The 16,466-nt window shown below is 68.9% G+C and carries 14 protein-coding genes; 9 read left to right on the top strand and 5 right to left on the bottom strand.

Annotated features, from left to right (window positions below):
- Positions 1–28: 28 nt before the first annotated feature.
- Both AC3IPP_RS01220 and AC3IPP_RS01215 read right to left on the bottom strand, forming a co-directional pair.
- A complete protein-coding gene (locus tag AC3IPP_RS01220; protein ID WP_489150048.1) occupies positions 29–721 on the bottom strand; it encodes a hypothetical protein in 693 nt (230 codons plus the stop codon).
- Positions 722–734: 13 nt separating this feature from the next.
- Positions 735–1,802, bottom strand: a complete 1,068-nt coding sequence (locus tag AC3IPP_RS01215; protein WP_489150047.1) for a DUF2125 domain-containing protein — start codon at positions 1,800–1,802, stop codon at positions 735–737.
- A 102-nt stretch (positions 1,803–1,904) separates the two neighbouring features.
- Here AC3IPP_RS01215 and AC3IPP_RS01210 point away from each other — a divergent pair, with 102 nt between their 5' ends.
- On the top strand, positions 1,905–2,339 hold the full coding sequence (locus tag AC3IPP_RS01210; RefSeq protein ID WP_489150046.1) for a VOC family protein: 435 nt from the start codon (positions 1,905–1,907) through the stop codon (positions 2,337–2,339).
- A gap of 5 nt (positions 2,340–2,344) precedes the next feature.
- Here AC3IPP_RS01210 and ybaK read toward each other — a convergent pair whose 3' ends face one another.
- Entirely contained in the window at positions 2,345–2,818 is a 474-nt protein-coding gene (gene ybaK / locus AC3IPP_RS01205) for a Cys-tRNA(Pro) deacylase (RefSeq protein ID WP_489150045.1), read from the bottom strand.
- Positions 2,819–2,820: 2 nt separating this feature from the next.
- Complete coding sequence (locus AC3IPP_RS01200) at positions 2,821–5,670, bottom strand: ATP-dependent DNA helicase (protein WP_489150044.1); 2,850 nt, start codon at positions 5,668–5,670, stop codon at positions 2,821–2,823.
- Between the two features lie 58 nt (positions 5,671–5,728).
- On the opposite strand from AC3IPP_RS01200, the gene AC3IPP_RS01195 reads away from it, so the two are divergent.
- On the top strand, positions 5,729–8,362 hold the full coding sequence (locus AC3IPP_RS01195) for a ligase-associated DNA damage response DEXH box helicase (RefSeq protein ID WP_489150043.1): 2,634 nt from the start codon (positions 5,729–5,731) through the stop codon (positions 8,360–8,362).
- 166 nt (positions 8,363–8,528) lie between these two features.
- Positions 8,529–9,272 carry a ligase-associated DNA damage response endonuclease PdeM gene (pdeM, locus tag AC3IPP_RS01190; RefSeq protein WP_489150042.1) on the top strand — a complete coding sequence of 248 codons (744 nt, stop codon included), beginning with the start codon at positions 8,529–8,531 and terminating at the stop codon, positions 9,270–9,272.
- Positions 9,273–9,296: 24 nt separating this feature from the next.
- Here pdeM and AC3IPP_RS01185 read toward each other — a convergent pair whose 3' ends face one another.
- A complete protein-coding gene (locus AC3IPP_RS01185) occupies positions 9,297–9,785 on the bottom strand; it encodes an Lrp/AsnC family transcriptional regulator (protein WP_003166242.1) in 489 nt (162 codons plus the stop codon).
- A gap of 148 nt (positions 9,786–9,933) precedes the next feature.
- Between AC3IPP_RS01185 and AC3IPP_RS01180 the strand changes: the two genes are divergently transcribed.
- The 6 genes from AC3IPP_RS01180 (at position 9,934) to AC3IPP_RS01155 (ending at position 16,221) form a co-directional block, all read left to right on the top strand.
- Positions 9,934–11,163 carry a 3-methyl-2-oxobutanoate dehydrogenase (2-methylpropanoyl-transferring) subunit alpha gene (locus AC3IPP_RS01180; RefSeq protein ID WP_087138845.1) on the top strand — a complete coding sequence of 410 codons (1,230 nt, stop codon included), beginning with the start codon at positions 9,934–9,936 and terminating at the stop codon, positions 11,161–11,163.
- Between the two features lie 3 nt (positions 11,164–11,166).
- On the top strand, positions 11,167–12,282 hold the full coding sequence (locus AC3IPP_RS01175; protein WP_179204975.1) for an alpha-ketoacid dehydrogenase subunit beta: 1,116 nt from the start codon (positions 11,167–11,169) through the stop codon (positions 12,280–12,282).
- Position 12,283: 1 nt separating this feature from the next.
- Entirely contained in the window at positions 12,284–13,933 is a 1,650-nt protein-coding gene (locus AC3IPP_RS01170) for a dihydrolipoyl dehydrogenase family protein (RefSeq protein ID WP_489150041.1), read from the top strand.
- A gap of 70 nt (positions 13,934–14,003) precedes the next feature.
- Complete coding sequence (locus AC3IPP_RS01165) at positions 14,004–14,291, top strand: GIY-YIG nuclease family protein (protein WP_489150040.1); 288 nt, start codon at positions 14,004–14,006, stop codon at positions 14,289–14,291.
- Between the two features lie 45 nt (positions 14,292–14,336).
- A complete protein-coding gene (lpdA, locus tag AC3IPP_RS01160) occupies positions 14,337–15,734 on the top strand; it encodes a dihydrolipoyl dehydrogenase (protein WP_489150039.1) in 1,398 nt (465 codons plus the stop codon).
- A 130-nt stretch (positions 15,735–15,864) separates the two neighbouring features.
- On the top strand, positions 15,865–16,221 hold the full coding sequence (locus AC3IPP_RS01155; RefSeq protein WP_489150038.1) for a hypothetical protein: 357 nt from the start codon (positions 15,865–15,867) through the stop codon (positions 16,219–16,221).
- The last annotated feature ends 245 nt before the right edge of the window (positions 16,222–16,466 follow it).

Genomic DNA, 16,466 nt, shown 5'->3' with positions numbered 1-16,466 from the left:
GCGCGGGTCATCCTGTCGGCCGCCGTGTTCAGAAGACGGGAGCGGCGCCGATGACGCCGGTCAGGCCGCCGGGCGCGCCGTCCAGCCTGATGTCTTCCGCCTGCACATAGCCCGTCAGGACGAACAGCTTCAACCCGCCTCCGCCCGACAGAAATTCGGCCGCTAGCCCCGCCTGGCCCAGGGCCTCCACGATGCGGGCGTCGGGCCAGGCGCTGTCCGTCACCCAGAAGGTGCGGTCGTCGCCCGTCGGCCCCGGCGCCTCGGTCCCGACCAGCAGGGCGCGCGGCGCTCCGGCGGCGTCATCCGGCAGGGCGGCGATCACCTTCAGCATGGGCAGGGCCAGCAGCCGCCCCCACCACGGCCGCGCTGACAGGTCGATCAGGGCGCGGGTCTTCTGCGCTGCGCCATCGCGCACGGCGATCAGGGCCTGATCCGCTTCCGCCATGGGCCGCGCCGCCAGACCCCAGCGATCGGCCGCCAGCACCGACGACAGCGCTCCGCAGGCGATCAAGGGCCGCCCGTCCGCCGCCTCCAACCGCCCCAGTACGGCGCGCACCGCCGCCTTTTCCGACAGGCTCATTCCTGACAGGACGGCGCGCAGGGCGATGGCGTCGCCGTCGACCGAGCCGCGCGCCCCCGCCGCCAGCCGCGCGCGCACGGCCTCGGCCACGGCCCGCTCCAGCGACAGACGCGCTTCGTCGGCGGGCGGCTCGATCAGCATGACAAGGGCAGCATCAGAACAGCTGCGGCGCGGGCGCCAGGGCGAACGGCCCCAGATAGGTGCGGCCGCCGCGGAACAGGATGGCCAGCTCCACGCCCTGGCCTGCATCGCCGGTTCCGCCCTGCGGCGTGGCGGCGGCGGCCCTGGCGGCGGCGGCGCGGTCCAGCGCCCCGCCCTGCTGGGCGCCCGCCAGGCCGACGATGGCCGCCAGGGGCTTCTCGGCGCGCACGAAGACCTCGCCTTCCAGTTGCCCCTTGGCGTCCGCCGACAGGGCGTCGCTGGAGACGAAGGCCTTGCTCTCGCCCGCCTGAAGCTGGCCCTTCACGTCGATGAAGCGGCCGCCCGCCGCCGTCCAGGCGGTCAGCAGCCCCTTGGCGTCCGCCCCCTTGCGCAGGGCCGAAGCCTTTTCGATCACCGCCTCGACCTGAGCGTTCAGCATCCCCGACTGGGTAAAGCCTTCGACCGGACCGTTCGGACGGCCCTCGCCGTCGACCAGGCGGAACAACACGTCCACGTCATCGGTCGGGATGTCGGAGCCCACCATGTGCGGCCGCATGTAGAACTGCACCAGCCCCGCCTGTTTCAGCGGGAAGGGCTCGGCGTCCGGCAGGGCGGTGAAGACCGGCTTCTCCAGCTCCAGCGCCACATTGGGCCAGCGCTGCGTCAGGCCGTGCAGGCTCATGCGGATGCCCTCGGCGCGGATGGCCGTCTTGCCCTTCTCGCCGCGCGTGACGGTCAGGCCGTCCGGCGCCGCCAGCACCCAGCGCGTGGGATTATAGGCGTTGGCCTGGGCGATCATCGCGGGCGCCTCAACGGCGTGGCCGGACGGAGCGATGACATCCAGATGCTTGATCGTCACCCGCGCGTGCATGGGCCAGCCGGTCGTGGAGATTCCCGCGTGCTTGATGGTCCAGCCGCTCTCTTGCAGCCCGGCGATCTTCGCCTCCATCCGGCGCTCGATCTGCTGGGTCAGGAAAAACCACCAGCCGGTCCACAGGACCAGGCCCACGGCGACGATGACGAAGGGGATGATCAGTCCCTTGCGGCTGTGGTGCGGAGCGGCGGCGGTCGTGTCGGTCATGAGCGCGCTTTAGCAGGACGCGAGGCTGCTGACACGCCCTGTCAGCAGGAACAGGCCAGGCTGCCGCCCGTTCGAATCGCAATCTGACAGGAGACGAGGACCATGGAGACGCAGCAGCTTCATCGCGGTCGGCTGATCGACCATCTGCAACTGGTGACGCCCGATCTTGAGGCCAGCCGCCGTTTCTACGGCGCCGTGCTCGAGGCCCTGGGCGTGCCGATCGCCGGCGAAGCCGAACGCTTCTTCTGGGCCGACGAACTGTTCGTCTCGGCGGTGGACAGCATCGCGGCGGCGGGCCGGCCGACGGGCCGCTGCCACCTGGCGTTTCAGGCCAAGGATCATGCCATGGTCGAGGCCTTCCACAAGGCGGGTCTGGCGGCGGGCGGAACCGACAACGGCGCGCCGGGCGAGCGGCCCTATCACCCCGGCTACTACGCCGCCTTCCTGCTGGACCCGGACGGCAACAACATCGAAGCGGTGTTTCACGGCGAAGCCGAGCGTTCCGCCGAAAGCGTGGTCGTGACGTTCGAGGGCTAGGCCGATCAGGCCGTCAGATCCGCCCACGCCGCGGCGCAGGCGCGCGCCGCTTCATCAGGCGCCAGTTCGAGCAGCAGGCCGCGCTGGCCGCCGTTGATCAGCACCCGGTCGAACAGGATCGCCGTCTCGTCGATGAAGGTCGGGACGGCTTTCCGTTGGCCGAAAGGGCTGACGCCGCCGACCTTGAAACCGGTCAAGCGCTCGGCGTCGGCGGGCTTCATCATCTGGGCCGACTTGCCCCCCGCGGCGGCGGCCAGCTTCTTCATGCTGACCTCGCAGTCGGACGGCAGGATGACGCAGACAGGCTTGGCGTCCACCAGCGTCATCAGCGTCTTGAACACCTGCTCCGGCGCGACGCCCAGCGCCTCGGCCGCCTGCAACCCCACGCGCGCCGCGTCGGGATCATAGTCATAGGGACGCAGTTCAAAAGCGACGCCGGCCTTGGTCAGGGCGACGGTGGCGGGGGTGGTGCGTGACATGGTCAGCCGGTCTGCTCCGCCAGGAAGCTCTTGGTCAACTCCACCGTCTCGGCCAGGCCCAGACGCAGCACCTCTGTTCCCGGCGGCAGGGCGGCGAACAGGCGCGTCGGGCAGGCGGCGTCCAGCATGACGAAGACGCCCCGATCATCGGCCCGACGGATCAGGCGGCCAAACGCCTGAGCGATGCGACCGCGCGCCAGGGCGTCGTCGTAGGAACGCCCGCCCGAGCCCGTGCCGAACCGTTCGCGCCGCGCCTTGTGCAGCAGGTCCGGGCGCGGCCAGGGCACGCGGTCGAAGGCCAGAACGCGCAAGGACCGTCCCGGCACGTCCACGCCATCCCTGACCGCATCGGTGCCCAGCAGGCAGCTGTCACGCTCGGCCCTGAAGACATCGACCAGCGCCCCGACCTCCAGCGGATCGACGTGCTGGGCGTAGAGCGGCAGACCCGCCCGCGCCAGCTCCGGCCCCAGCCGCTCATAGACCGCCTTCAGCCGCCGGATGGCGGTGAACAGGCCCAGCCCTCCGCCGCCCGCCGCCAGAAACAGTTCGCGCATGGCCGCCGCGATCTGGCGCGGGTCGTCCTTGACCAGATCATTGATGACGATAACCCGGCTGTTGGTCGCATAGTCGAAGGGGCTGTCGACCTTCAGCGTCCGCGCCGGTTCGATCAGGCGCGCGGCGCCGGTGCGCAGGCGGGCCAGATCGAAGGGGTCTTCCGCCGCCGGATCGGACAGGGTTGCGGATGTCACCAGCACCCCGTGCGACGGCATGACCACCGCCGCTTCCAGCGGCACGGTCGGGTCGATCCAGTGACGGCGCAGGGCCACGTCGTGGATGCGGCCGAAGGCGGCCTCGGCGCTCAACCAGTCGACGTAATCAGGATCGGGTTCGTCCCCGCCTTCCTCCAACGCCGCCAGCATAGAGCGCCAGCCGGGCAGGGTCATGCGGCCGCGCCGGTCCAGCCCGCGAAGGGAGCCCTCGATGCGGGCGCGGGCGGCGCCGTCCAGCTCGGCCGCCTCCTCGTCCAGAATGTCTTCGAGATGGCGCGACAGGGCCAGCAGGGGCGCCTCGACGGCGGCGATGGCGCGGGCGGCTTCGCGCGCGGCCTCCAGCACCGGCTCGGTGACGGGCCGCAGGGCGCATTCCAGCCCGAACTCGGCGCCGCCGTTCTCGGCCGCGCGGGCGCGCAGCTGCTCCAGCGCCGCGACCAGAAACCGCTCGATCGGCCCGATGGGGTTCACTTCGCCAGACGCCGGGGCGATGCGGCCCGACACCCCCTCGCCCGGCAGTTGGGCGGCGGCCTGAAGCGCGTCCTTCAGGGCCTTGGCGGCGGCTTCGTTGTCGGCGGTCAGGTCGCCCAGACGCTGTTCCAGCCCGCGTCCGCGACGGCCGCGCCCCTCCGGCCCCCTGATCCAGCGGCGCAGTTCGGCCGCCTCCTGCCCCGACAGGCAGGCGGAGAAGGCGCTGTCGGCGGCGTCGAACAGATGGTGGCCCTCGTCGAAGACGATGCGTTTCAGCGCCGCCGTCTCGCCGTCCTGCTTCAGGCCGCGCGCCGTGCGGGCGCCGTCAAAGGCCGCCTGCGTCATCACCAGCGCATGATTGGCCACCACCAGATCGGCCCGGCGGCTGGCGCGGATGGTCTTTTCAACGAAGCACAGGCGATAGTGGGGGCAGGCGGCGTGGACGCATTCGCCGCGCCGATCGACCAGATTGGCCGGTCCCGCCTGATGCATGGGCGCCGTCGCATAGAGGCCGGGCAGCCAGCCGGGATAGTCGCCCCCGGTCATGTCGCCGTCGCGGGTATGGGCGGCCCAGCGCGCGGCCAGGGCCATGCCGATCAGGTCGCCGTTCCCCAGTTGCGCCGCCTGCACCATGTCCTGAAGGTTCAGCAGGCAGAGGTAGTTCTCGCGCCCCTTGCGCACCACCGTCTTGCGGCGACGCTCGGCCTCGTCAGGCCACAGGGCGCGGCTCTCGCGATCGATCTGGCGTTGCAGGGCGCGGGTGTAGGTGGATATCCACGCCGCCCCCGCGTTGCGTTCGGCCCACAGGCTGGCGGGCGCCAGATAGCCCAGGGTCTTGCCCGTGCCGGTACCCGCCTCGGCCAGCAGGACGCGCGGGCGGCCTTCTTCATTGCGCGGCGAGAAGGCGTAGGCAGCTTCGGCCGCATAGTCGGACTGAGCAGGCCGCGTCTCGTCCAGACCCGAGGCTTGAAGCAGCTTGTCCAGACGGATGCGGGCGCTTTCGGAATCGACCGGGGCAGACCCGGCCTCGCCGCGCGGCGCCTCGTCCTCCCACTCCTGAAGCCGCGCCCAGACGTCGAGGCCCGAGCCGCGCTGTTGCCGATCTCGCAACGGCCCGGCGCGCAAGGCCTGAAGCACGCGCGGCGCCCAGCCCCAGCCCGCCCGCTCCAGCGTCAGGGCCAGCGTGTAGGCCTCCTCACGCCCCGGATAGGCGGGCGCGGCCAGCTCGGCCAACAGGTCGGCGGCGGCGGCGCGCAGGGCGGCGGCCTGCGCCTCGGCGCCCCTCGGCTCCTGACCGCCCAGGGCCAGGGCCAGTCCGGTCGGCGACGGGGCGCAGAACCGGGCGGGGCGCACGAAGGCGAACAGCTCCAGCGCGTCCAGCATCTCTGTCGAGCGCGGCGGCGGCGCCAGACCCAGCCGCCGCGCGGTCAGCCCGGCGTGGGCGACGATGACGTCGCCGCCGGTGAACAGGCCCTCGGCGGCGCCGCGTCCGATCTTCCTCGCGCCCTGATCGTCGCACACGGCTCCGGCCCCCGGCGGCGTGGCCAGCGCGGGCGGCAGGTCGAACGTCAGGGACGACGCGGTGCTGATCTCGGCGGATTCGACAGTCACCCTCGCTAGATAGCGTCGAAGGTGACGAAACGGAACGGGAACATGTTATAGGCTTGGCGTGACGACGCCGATCACTGCAACGCTTCCGCCTCTGTTCGCCGACTGGTTCGCCGGTCGGGGCTGGTCGCCGCGCCGACATCAGCTGGACATGGTCGCGGCGGCGAAGGCCGGGCAGCACGCCCTGCTGGTGGCGCCGACGGGCGGGGGCAAGACGCTGGCGGGCTTCCTGCCCAGCCTGATCGATCTGGCCGAGCGGGGGCCGAGACCCGAGGCAGGGCCGGGTTCGGGCGTTCACACCCTCTATCTGTCGCCGCTGAAGGCGTTGACCACCGACGTCGAGCGCAACCTGATGACGCCCATCCGCGAGATCGGGCTGAACATCCACGTCGAGAGCCGCACCGGCGACACCAAACAGTCCAAGAAGCAGCGCCAGCGCGACTTCCCGCCCGACATCCTTTTGACCACGCCGGAACAGTTGGCCCTGTTCTGCGCCTGGGAAGGGGCGAGGGACTATTTCGCCGATCTGAAATGCGTCGTGTTGGACGAGGTCCACGCCATCTGGAGCGGCAAGCGCGGCGACCTGCTCGCGCTGGGGCTGGCGCGGTTGCAACAGTTCGCGCCTGAGATGCGGCGGGTGGCGCTGTCGGCGACTGTGGATGATCCGGGCAGGATCGCAGACTGGCTCTCCCCTTCTCCCCTCGGGGGAGAAGGTGGGCGGCGGAGCCGCTCGGATGAGGGGGACGCCAGGAACAAGCCCGACGCCGCCAGTATAGATCCGCCCGCCCCCTCATCCGTCTCGCTCCGCGAGCCACCTTCTCCCCCGAGGGGAGAAGGGATTCGGATCGTCCTCGGCGACCCCGGCGCGCCGCCGGTGGTGGATGTGCTGGTCAGCGAAGGCCGCGTGCCCTGGGCGGGCCACACCGGCGTCCACGCCATCCCCGAGGTCTATGACGCCATCAAACAGGCAGGCCTCAGCCTGATCTTCGTCAACACTCGCTGGCAGGCCGAGTTCGTGTTCCAGTCGCTGTGGGCGATCAATGAGGACGATCTGCCGATCGCCCTGCACCACGGCTCGCTGGCCGCCGAGCAGAGGCGCAAGGTCGAGGCGGCGATGGCGCGCGGCGATCTGAAGGCCGTGGTCTGCACCTCGACGCTGGATCTGGGCATCGACTGGGGCGACGTCGATCTGGTGATCCAGTTGGCCGCGCCCAAGGGGGCCAGCCGTCTGGTCCAGCGCATCGGCCGGGCCAACCACCGACTGGACGAGCCCTCGCGCGCCCTGATGGTCCCCGCCAGCCGTTTCGAGATGCTGGAGTGTCAGGCGGCGCGTGAGGCCGTGGCCGAGAACGCCTTCGACTGGGAGCCGGAGCATACCGGCACGCTGGACACGCTGGCCCAGCACGTCATGGGATGCGCCTGTTCGGAACCGTTCGACCTGAGTGAACTGTTCACCGAGGTGGCGACGGCGGGCCCCTATCGCGGCCTGACCTATGAGGCGTTCGAGGAGGTGGTCGATCTGGTCGCGGTCGGCGGTTATGCGCTGCGGACCTATGACCGCTTCGCCCGCATCGTGCGCACCCGCGACGGCAAGTGGACGGTCCGCAACGCCCAGATGGCCCAGCGCCACCGGATGAACGTCGGGGCCATCGTCTCGGCCGCCAACCTGAATGTGCGCGTCGCCGGGCGGCGTGCGGGCGGCAAGCACCTGGTCGCAGGCCGCAAGATCGGCGAGGCCGAGGAGTGGTATTTCGAACAGATGACGCCGGGCGACACCTTCGTCTTCGCCGGTCAGGTCTGGGCCTTTCAGGGCATCGTGAAGACAGACGCCCTCGTCTCGCCCGCTGTCGATAAAGACCCGAAGATCCCCTCCTACGGCGGCTCGAAATTTCCGCTGGGCACATCATTGGCCGAGCGGGTACGGCGCATGGTGCAGGACCGCGATCACTGGCGCGTCCTGCCGCCCGACGTGCAGGAATGGCTGGAGTTGCAGGCCGTGCGCAGCGCCATCCCGGAAGCGCAGACCCTGCTGATCGAAACCTTTCCGCGCGGGACGCGGCATTTCATGGTCGCCTATCCGTTCGAGGGGCGGCTGGCGCACACGACCCTGGCCATGCTGCTGACGCGGCGGCTGGACCGGATGGGCGTCGGGCCGCTGGGCTTTGTGGTGACGGACTATTCGCTGGCCATCTGGTCGATCCGGCCGATGGACGGCCTCGACCTGGACGCCCTGTTCGAGCCGGACATGCTGGGCGACGATCTGGAAGCCTGGCTGGAGGAGAGCTTCATGATGAAGCGCTCCTTCCGCAACTGCGCCCTGATCTCCGGCCTGATCGAGCAGCGCCAGCCGGGGGCGGAGAAGACCGGGCGGCAGGTGACGTTTTCGACCGACCTGATCTACGACGTGCTGCGACGGCATCAGCCGGACCATCTGCTGCTGAGGACGGCGCGGGCGGATGCGGCGACGGGCCTGCTGGACGTGGCGCGGCTGGGCCAACTTCTGAGCCGCATCCACGGCCGGATCGTGCATAGGCGGCTGGACCGACCCTCGCCCTTCAGCGTGCCGGTGCTGGTGCAGATCGGGCGCGAGCGCGTCGGCGGCGACGCCGCCGAAATGATCCTGGATGAATCCGCCGAGGCCCTGATCGCCGAAGTCATGGAAGACGCGCCACAGGCGCTGAAAGGGGCGGCGTGACGATATCGTGCATCCTTCTCCCCGCGAGGGAGAAGGTGGCTTGCGGAGCAAGACGGATGAGGGGGACGCCCGCCGCGCGCTCCCGGTCTGACGGCTTGCCTGCGGATACAGCCCCCTCATCCGAGCGGCTCCGCCGCCCACCTTCTCCCCCGAGGGGAGAAGGGCGATGAACGCGGCCTTGCGCGAAATCCTGTCGCCCCATCGCCATCCCTGCGGCGGGCTGAAGCTCACGGTCAATGGCGAAGCCTGCGTGCTGCGCTGTTCAGGCGCGTTGTGGCTGCCGAAGCGTCAGACCCTGATCGCCTCGGACCTGCATCTGGAGAAGGGCTCGGCCTTCGCGGCGCGCGGGCAGATGCTGCCGCCCTATGACAGCCCCGCCACCCTGGCCCGACTGGAGGCCGAGATCGAGGCGCTGGACCCGCGCGCGGTCGTCCTGTTGGGCGACAGCTTCCACGATTCAAAGGCGGTGTCGCGCATGGGCGGCGATCAACTGGCGCGGCTGGAAAGCCTGGCCGCCGGGCGCGACTGGATTTGGTTGGAGGGCAATCATGATTTGGACGCCCTGGCCGGCGCGCTGGCCAATCCCTACAAGCGCCTGCCCGGACGGGTGGTTGAAACCCTGTCGCTGGGCGGCCTGTTCCTGATCCACGAGCCGCAGGCTGAACCCGCACCGGGCGAGGTCGCGGGCCATCTGCATCCCGCCGCGCGCGTCGCCGCCTATGGCCGAGGCGTGCGGCGCCCCTGCTTCGTCACCGACGGGCGGCGGCTGATCCTGCCCGCCTTCGGCGCCTTCACCGGCGGGCTGGACGTGCGCGACCAGGCGATCATGGGCCTGTTTCCCGTCCCGCCGCTGGCCGCCCTGCTGGGGCGGGACAAGGTCCACGCCGTCGCCTTCGACCGCCTGAGCTGACGAAAGGCGACGGCGCGCTCAGCCTCAGCCGACGTGCGGCGTGATGATGCCCAGCGGCAGGGTGGTGACGTTCTTCACCCCGCGCGTGACGATGTGGCTCTCGCAGTTGGAGACGATGCCGAGCGTCAGCAGCTTGTCGCGCAGGAACTGATCGAAGGCGTGCATGTCGGTGGTGATGATGCGCAGGACGTAATCCTCGCGCCCCGTGATGGTGGCGCACTGCACCACTTCGGGCCAGCTTTCGACGGCCTGTTCGAAGATCTGCAGGTTGTCGCGGGTCGGCAGGCTCAGCTTGACGATGGCGTAGACTTCGAAGTCCAGGCCCAGAAGACCGGCGTCCAATAGCGTGACACGCTTGCGTATCAGGCCAGAGTCCTCCAGTCTCTTGATCCGGCGCCAGCACGGCGAGGCCGACAGGCCGACGCGATCGGCGACCTCGGCGACAGACAGGCCTGCGTCCTGCTGAAGGATGTCGAGGATGCGTGCGTCGATAGGGTCGAGGTCGTCGGCCAAAGGCTTTCTCCGAATTAGCTTTCTGCGCAATAAAATACCCCAAATCGCCATTTGGCAAGGGTGTTTTTAGGAGAGCCAACAATCATACGCCATGCTATGCCCTCATCCATAAGGAAACGCGGCCGGTTCAACCGGACGGGAGGCATTGATGAAGAACACCCCGACGCTGTCGCTGCGCGTGCCGGAGCCTTCGGGCCGGCCGGGCGACACGCCTGATTTCAGCCACCTGAAGCTCGACGCGCCCGGCGCCGTCGACCGCCCGGACGTCAGCACGGCGCCTGCCGAAATGCGCGATCACGCCTTCCGCCTGATCCGCGTGCTGGACGATGAAGGCCAGGCCGTCGGGCCGTGGGACCCCAAGCTGGACCCTGAGACGATGCGTCGCGGCCTGAAGGCCATGATCCTGACGCGCGCCTTCGACGACCGGATGCACCGCGCCCACCGTCAGGGCAAGACCAGCTTCTATATGAAGTGCACGGGCGAAGAGGCCATCGCGGTCGCCCAGGGCATGATCCTGAGCCGCGAGGACATGGGCTTCCCCACCTATCGCCAGCAGGGCCTTCTGATCGCGCGCGACTATCCGCTCGCGACCATGATGAACCAGATCTATTCGAACGCCGAAGACCCCATCAAGGGCCGCCAGCTGCCGATCATGTACTCGGCCAAGGACTACGGCTTCTTCACCATCTCGGGCAATCTGGGCACGCAATATATCCAGGCCGTGGGCTGGGGCATGGCCTCGGCCATCCGCGGCGACGACAAGATCGCCATCACCTGGATCGGCGACGGCTCGACGGCCGAGAGCGACTTCCACTCGGCCCTGACCTTCGCCGCCGTCTATCGCGCGCCGGTCATCCTGAACATCGTCAACAACCAGTGGGCCATCTCGTCCTTCCAGGGCATCGCCGGCGGACTTGAGACCACCTTCGCGTCCAAGGGCATCGGCTATGGCCTGCCCGCCCTGCGCGTCGACGGCAACGACTTCCTGGCCGTCTGGGCCGCGACCCAGTGGGCCGAGGAGCGCGCCCGCACCAACCAGGGCGCGACGATCATCGAGCTGTTCACCTATCGCGGCGCCCCGCACTCGACCTCGGACGACCCCAGCCGCTACCGCCCCGGCGACGAGCATGAAAAGTGGCCGCTGGGCGACCCGATCGCTCGCCTGAAGCAGCACCTGATCGGTCTGGGCGAATGGTCCGACGAACAGCAGGAAGAAGCCGAGAAGGAAGCGGTCGAAAAGGTCCGCGCCGCCGCCAAGGAATCCGAGGCCATCGGCACGCTTGGCCAATCGCGCCCCAGCGTGAAGACCATGTTCGAGGAGGTCTATGCGACCGAGGACTGGCGTCTGGTCGAACAGCGCCGCGAAGTAGGAGTCTGAGTGATGGCCGAGATCAACGACAAGATTGAAGCCGACATGGTCGACCAGAAGAACGCCCCGGCGTCGGTCGCCCCAGAAGCCTCTGCAGCCGCCCCCGCCGTCGCCTCGATGAACATGATCCAGGCCCTGAACTCGGCCCTGGACGTCAAGATGGCCGAAGACCCGACCGTCGTCTCCTACGGCGAGGACGCGGGCTATTTCGGCGGCGTCTTCCGCGTCACCGACCATCTGCAGAAGAAGCACGGCATGAACCGCAGCTTCGACGCCCCCATCTCGGAAACCGGCATCGTCGGCGCCGCCATCGGCATGGCCGCCTATGGCCTGCGCCCGGTCGTCGAGATCCAGTTCGCCGACTACATCTATCCGGCCTACGACCAGATCGTCTCCGAAGCGGCCAAGATGCGCTATCGCTCGGGCGGCCAGTTCACCACGCCGATGGTGGTGCGCAGCCCCTACGGCGGCGGCATTTTCGGCGGCCAGACGCACAGCCAGTCGCCGGAAAGCCTGTTCACCCACATCGCCGGTCTGAAGGTGGTGATCCCGTCCAACCCCTATGACGCCAAGGGTCTGCTGACCGCAGCGATCGAGGACGACGATCCGGTCATCTTCTTCGAGCCCAAGCGCCTCTACAACGGCCCCTTCGACGGCTGGCACGAAAAGCCGGTCAGCCCCTGGAAGGCCCAGGAACTGGCCCAGGTCCCGACCGGCAAATACGTCGAGCCGATCGGCAAGGCCCGCGTGATGAAGGAAGGCTCCGACGTCACCATCCTGGCCTATGGCACCATGGTCTGGGTCGCGCTGGCGGGCGCCGAACATGCGGGCGTGGACGCCGAGGTCATCGACCTTCGCACCCTGGTTCCGCTGGACATCGAAGCCATCGAGGCCTCGGTCAAGAAAACCGGCCGCTGCGTCATCGTGCACGAGGCGCCGAAAACCTCGGGCTTCGGCGGCGAACTGAGCGCGCTGGTGCAGGAGCGCTGCTTCTATCACCTTGAGGCGCCGGTGGCGCGCGTGACCGGTTGGGACACGCCCTATCCGCACGCCTTTGAATGGGAATATTTCCCCGGACCGCAGCGGGTCGCCGACGCGCTGAAAGCCGTCATGTCGGGAGGCCGTTAAGATGGGTCGTTTCGTCTTCAAGCTGCCCGACGTGGGCGAAGGCACCGCCGAAGCCGAGCTCGTCGGCTGGCACGTCAAGGTCGGCGACACGGTCGCCGAGGATCAGATCGTCGCCGACGTCATGACCGACAAGGCCACGGTCGAACTGACCAGCCCGGTCGCGGGCGTCGTCACCGCCCTGCACGGCGAGCCCGGTCAGATGATGGCCGTGCGCGGCCCGCTGGCCGAGTTCGAGATCGAGGGCGAAGGCAACGCCGCCGCCGATGAACCGGCCCCCGCGCCCGTCGCCGCCGCGCCGGAACCTGCTGCTGCTCCGGTCGACGCGCCGAAGGTCGAGGCCGCCCCGGCCCCGGCCGCCGCCGCCGGCGCCAACCACGTCTTCAAACTGCCCGACGTCGGCGAAGGCACGGCCGAGGCCGAGTTGGTCGGCTGGCACGTCAAGGTCGGCGACGCGGTTCAGGAAGACCAGATCCTGGCCGAGGTCATGACCGACAAGGCCACGGTCGAACTGACCAGTCCGGTCTCCGGCGTCGTCGTCGCCCTGCACGGCGAAGCCGGTCAACAGATCGCCGTCGGCGGCCCGCTGGTCAGCTTCAAGGTCGAGGGCAAGGGCAATGTCGCCGAGGCCCCCTCCGCTGCCCCGGCGCCTGTCGCCAGGGCTGAGAAGGCCGCACCGGCTCCTGTCGCCGCACCAGCCGCCAAGCCTGCTGCTGCGCCCAAGGCCGACGCCAAGCCCGTTCCGGCCCTGACCGGCCGCCAGCCGGGCGAGCGCCCGCTGGCCTCGCCCGCCGTGCGCAACCGCGCGCGTGATCTGGGCATCGACCTTGTCTTCGTGCCGGGCAGCGGCCCCGCAGGCCGCATCGAGCACGCCGATCTGGACGCCTTCGTCGCGCGCGGCGGCACCATCGCCCCGGCTACGGCCTCGGGCGGCTCGCTCTACGCCAAGGCCGAGGGCGCCAACGAAGTCCGTATCATCGGCCTGCGCCGCAAGATCGCGGAGAAGATGGCCGAGAGCGTCCGTCGCATCCCGCACATCACCTATGTCGAGGACATCGACATGACGGCGGTGGAAGAGCTGCGCGCCCACCTGAACGCCCAGAACAAGGGCACGGGGAAGGCTAAGCTGAACGTCCTGCCCTTCATCGCCCGCGCCATCGTCGTGGCCCTGAAGGACCAGCCGAACATCAACGCCACCTATGACGACGAGGCGGGCGTGCTGACCCAGCACAACGCCGTCCACCTGGGCATCGCCGCCCAGACGCCGAACGGCCTGATGGTCCCGGTCGTCCGCCATGCCGAGGCGCGCGACGCCTATGACACGGCCGAGGAGATCGCCCGCGTCTCGGGCGCCGCCAAGGACGGCAGCGCCAAGCGCGAGGAGTTGTCCGGCTCGACCATCACCATCACCTCGCTGGGCACGCTCGGCGGCGTGGTGCACACGCCCATCATCAACCACCCCGAAGTCGCCATCGTCGGTCCGAACAAGATCGAGGAGCGTGTCGTGGTGCGCAACGGCCAGATGGTCGTGCGCAAGATGATGAACCTGTCCTCCAGCTTCGATCACCGCATCGTCGACGGCCATGACGCGGCGGTCTTCGTGCAGAAGATCAAGAACCTGCTGGAGAACCCGGCCACGCTCTGGATGAGCTAAGAACCCAGCCTCTTCCTTCCGCTCATCCCCGCGGAGGCGGGGACCCAGGCTTTAGCTTCGGACCCCGCCCTTGGCCTTCTTCACCTACATCATGGCCAGCCGACGGAATGGGACGCTCTACACAGGCTCGACGGACGACATCGGTCTGCGAGCCTGGCAGCACAAGGAAGGGGCGGGCTCCAAGTTCACCGCCCGCTATGAGGTCGAAAGACTGGTCTGGTTCGAGGCCCACGAAACCCGCGAGGCGGCGTTTCAGCGGGAGCGGCAGATCAAGAAGTGGAACCGCCAGTGGAAGCTGCGGCTGATTGAAGACATGAACCCCGGCTGGCGCGATCTGACCGAGACGTTGAGCGCGTAGCCGAAACCTGGGTCCCCGCCTCCGCGGGGATGAGCGGAGAGTTTGATGCAGACCCTCAAGACCAAAGTCCTGATCATCGGCGCCGGAACCGGCGGCTATGTGGCGGGCATCCGTTGCGGCCAGCTGGGGCTGGAGACCGTGCTGGTGGATGCGTCGCCCGGTCTCGGCGGCACCTGCCTGAACGTCGGCTGCATCCCGTCCAAGGCCATCATCCACGCGGCGGGCAAGTTTGAGACGGTGGCCAAGGCCGCGTCTGACGCGGGCACGCTGGGCATCACCGCCTCGACCCCGGCCATCGACCTGTCCAAGACGGTCGAGTGGAAGGACGGTGTGGTCAAGAAGCTGAACGCTGGCGTCGCCGCCCTGCTGAAGAAGGCCAAGGTCAAGGTCATCAAGGGCTGGGCCGAGTTCACCGACGCCAAGACCTGCACCGTGAAGACCGACGACGGCGACATCCGCATCACCGCCGAACACGTCATCCTGGCTACGGGGTCGGAGCCGGTCGAACTGCCCTTCCTGCCCTTCGGCGGAGATGTGATCTCGTCCACCGAGGCCCTGAGCCTGCCGGAAGTGCCGAAGAAGCTGGTCGTCGTCGGCGGCGGCTATATCGGCCTGGAGTTGGGCATCGCCTTCCGCAAGCTGGGCGCCGAAGTCGCCATCGTCGAGATGGCCGAGCGCATCCTACCGCTCTACGACAAAGCCCTGACCGACCCCGTCGCCAAATGGCTGGAAAAGCATGGCGTGCAGCTGCTGCTGGGCGCCCGCGCGGGCGGGTTCGGAGACGGCAAGCTGAACGTCACCGACAAGGACGGAAACCCGATGCAGTTGGACGCCGACAAAGTGCTGGTCACCGTCGGCCGCCGCGCCCGCACCCAGGGCTGGGGCCTGGAGAACATGGGCGTGGCCATGAACGGCCCGTTCGTGAAGATCGATGATCGCTGCGCCACCAGCATGAAGAACGTCTGGGCCATCGGCGACCTGACCGGCGAACCCATGCTGGCGCACAAAGGCTCGGCCCAGGGCGAAGTGGTCGCCGAGATCATCGCCGGGCACGACCGCGTGTTCGATCCGACCACCATCGCCGCCGTCTGCTTCACCGAGCCGGAAATCGTCTCGGCGGGCCTCGGCCTCGATGACGTGAAGGGCCGCGACGACGTGATCCAGGCCGTCTTCCCCTTCGCCGCCATCGGCCGCGCCCTGGCCATCGAGGCGGGCGAGGACGGCGGCTTCGTCCGCGTCATCGCCTCCAAGACGGACCACCGTCTGCTAGGGATTCAGGCCGTCGGCCAGCACGTCTCGGAACTGTCCAACAGCTTCGCCCAGATGCTGGAGATGGGCGCGGTCCTGGAAGACGTGGCCGGCACCATCCACGTCCACCCGACGCTGGGCGAAGCCTTCCACGAGGCGTCCCTGCGGGCGCTGGGCCACGCGATCCACATCTAAGGGCGCTAACGCTCGCGACGCGGTCGCTCGCTGCTTGAGCGCAGTCGAGCAGGCCGCGTCGAACACCCTGCTCGGCGCCGCTTGCCCAGCACGCGCAAAGGGACGAGGCTTCCGCAAACGGGAGGCTTTGATGAGCGCCGAGACCCATTACCTGGCCGTCTTCACCAGCGACAAGACCGGCCCCAAGTGGCGGGCCTGGCGCGCCATGAGCGAGGCCCAGCAAGCCGAGACGGCCCGCATCGGCGTGGCCGCCGTCGCCGAATGGGAAGAGGCGCACCGCGACTCCATCGTCTTTCAGGGCGGCCCGCTGGGCCCGACCAAACGCATCGGCGACGACGGCGAAGTGGCGGACGTGGTCAACCTGCTGACCGTCTTCATGGTCGTGCGCGCCGACAGCCACGAGGCGGCGGTCCGCCTGTTCGAGAACCACCCCCACATGAGCATCTTCGTCTGCGACGGGGGGGAGGTGATGCCGGTGCTGGGGTGAGGCTCAATCGGCGTCCGACGACCTCTTTCGCCATCCTCCAGCGAAGCGAAGTAGAGACCGGAGAACCCGGCTACGCCGAAAGCGATCTTTGCAGTTAGCCGCTGGGCGTGGGTCTTTCGCGCTCCTGTGCGCCGCCAGATTCTCCGGCCGGAGCCACTGACGCGGCTTGCCGGAGGAGAACGGAAGGGAAAGAGACAAAAAAGAAAGGGGCCGTTTCCGCGGCCCCTTTCTCAGATCATGGCAGC

Source organism: Brevundimonas sp. KH_060 (assembly GCF_057838275.1).
Note: the sequence above shows the minus strand (reverse complement) of the source record. Positions and strands in the feature narration are given on the sequence as shown.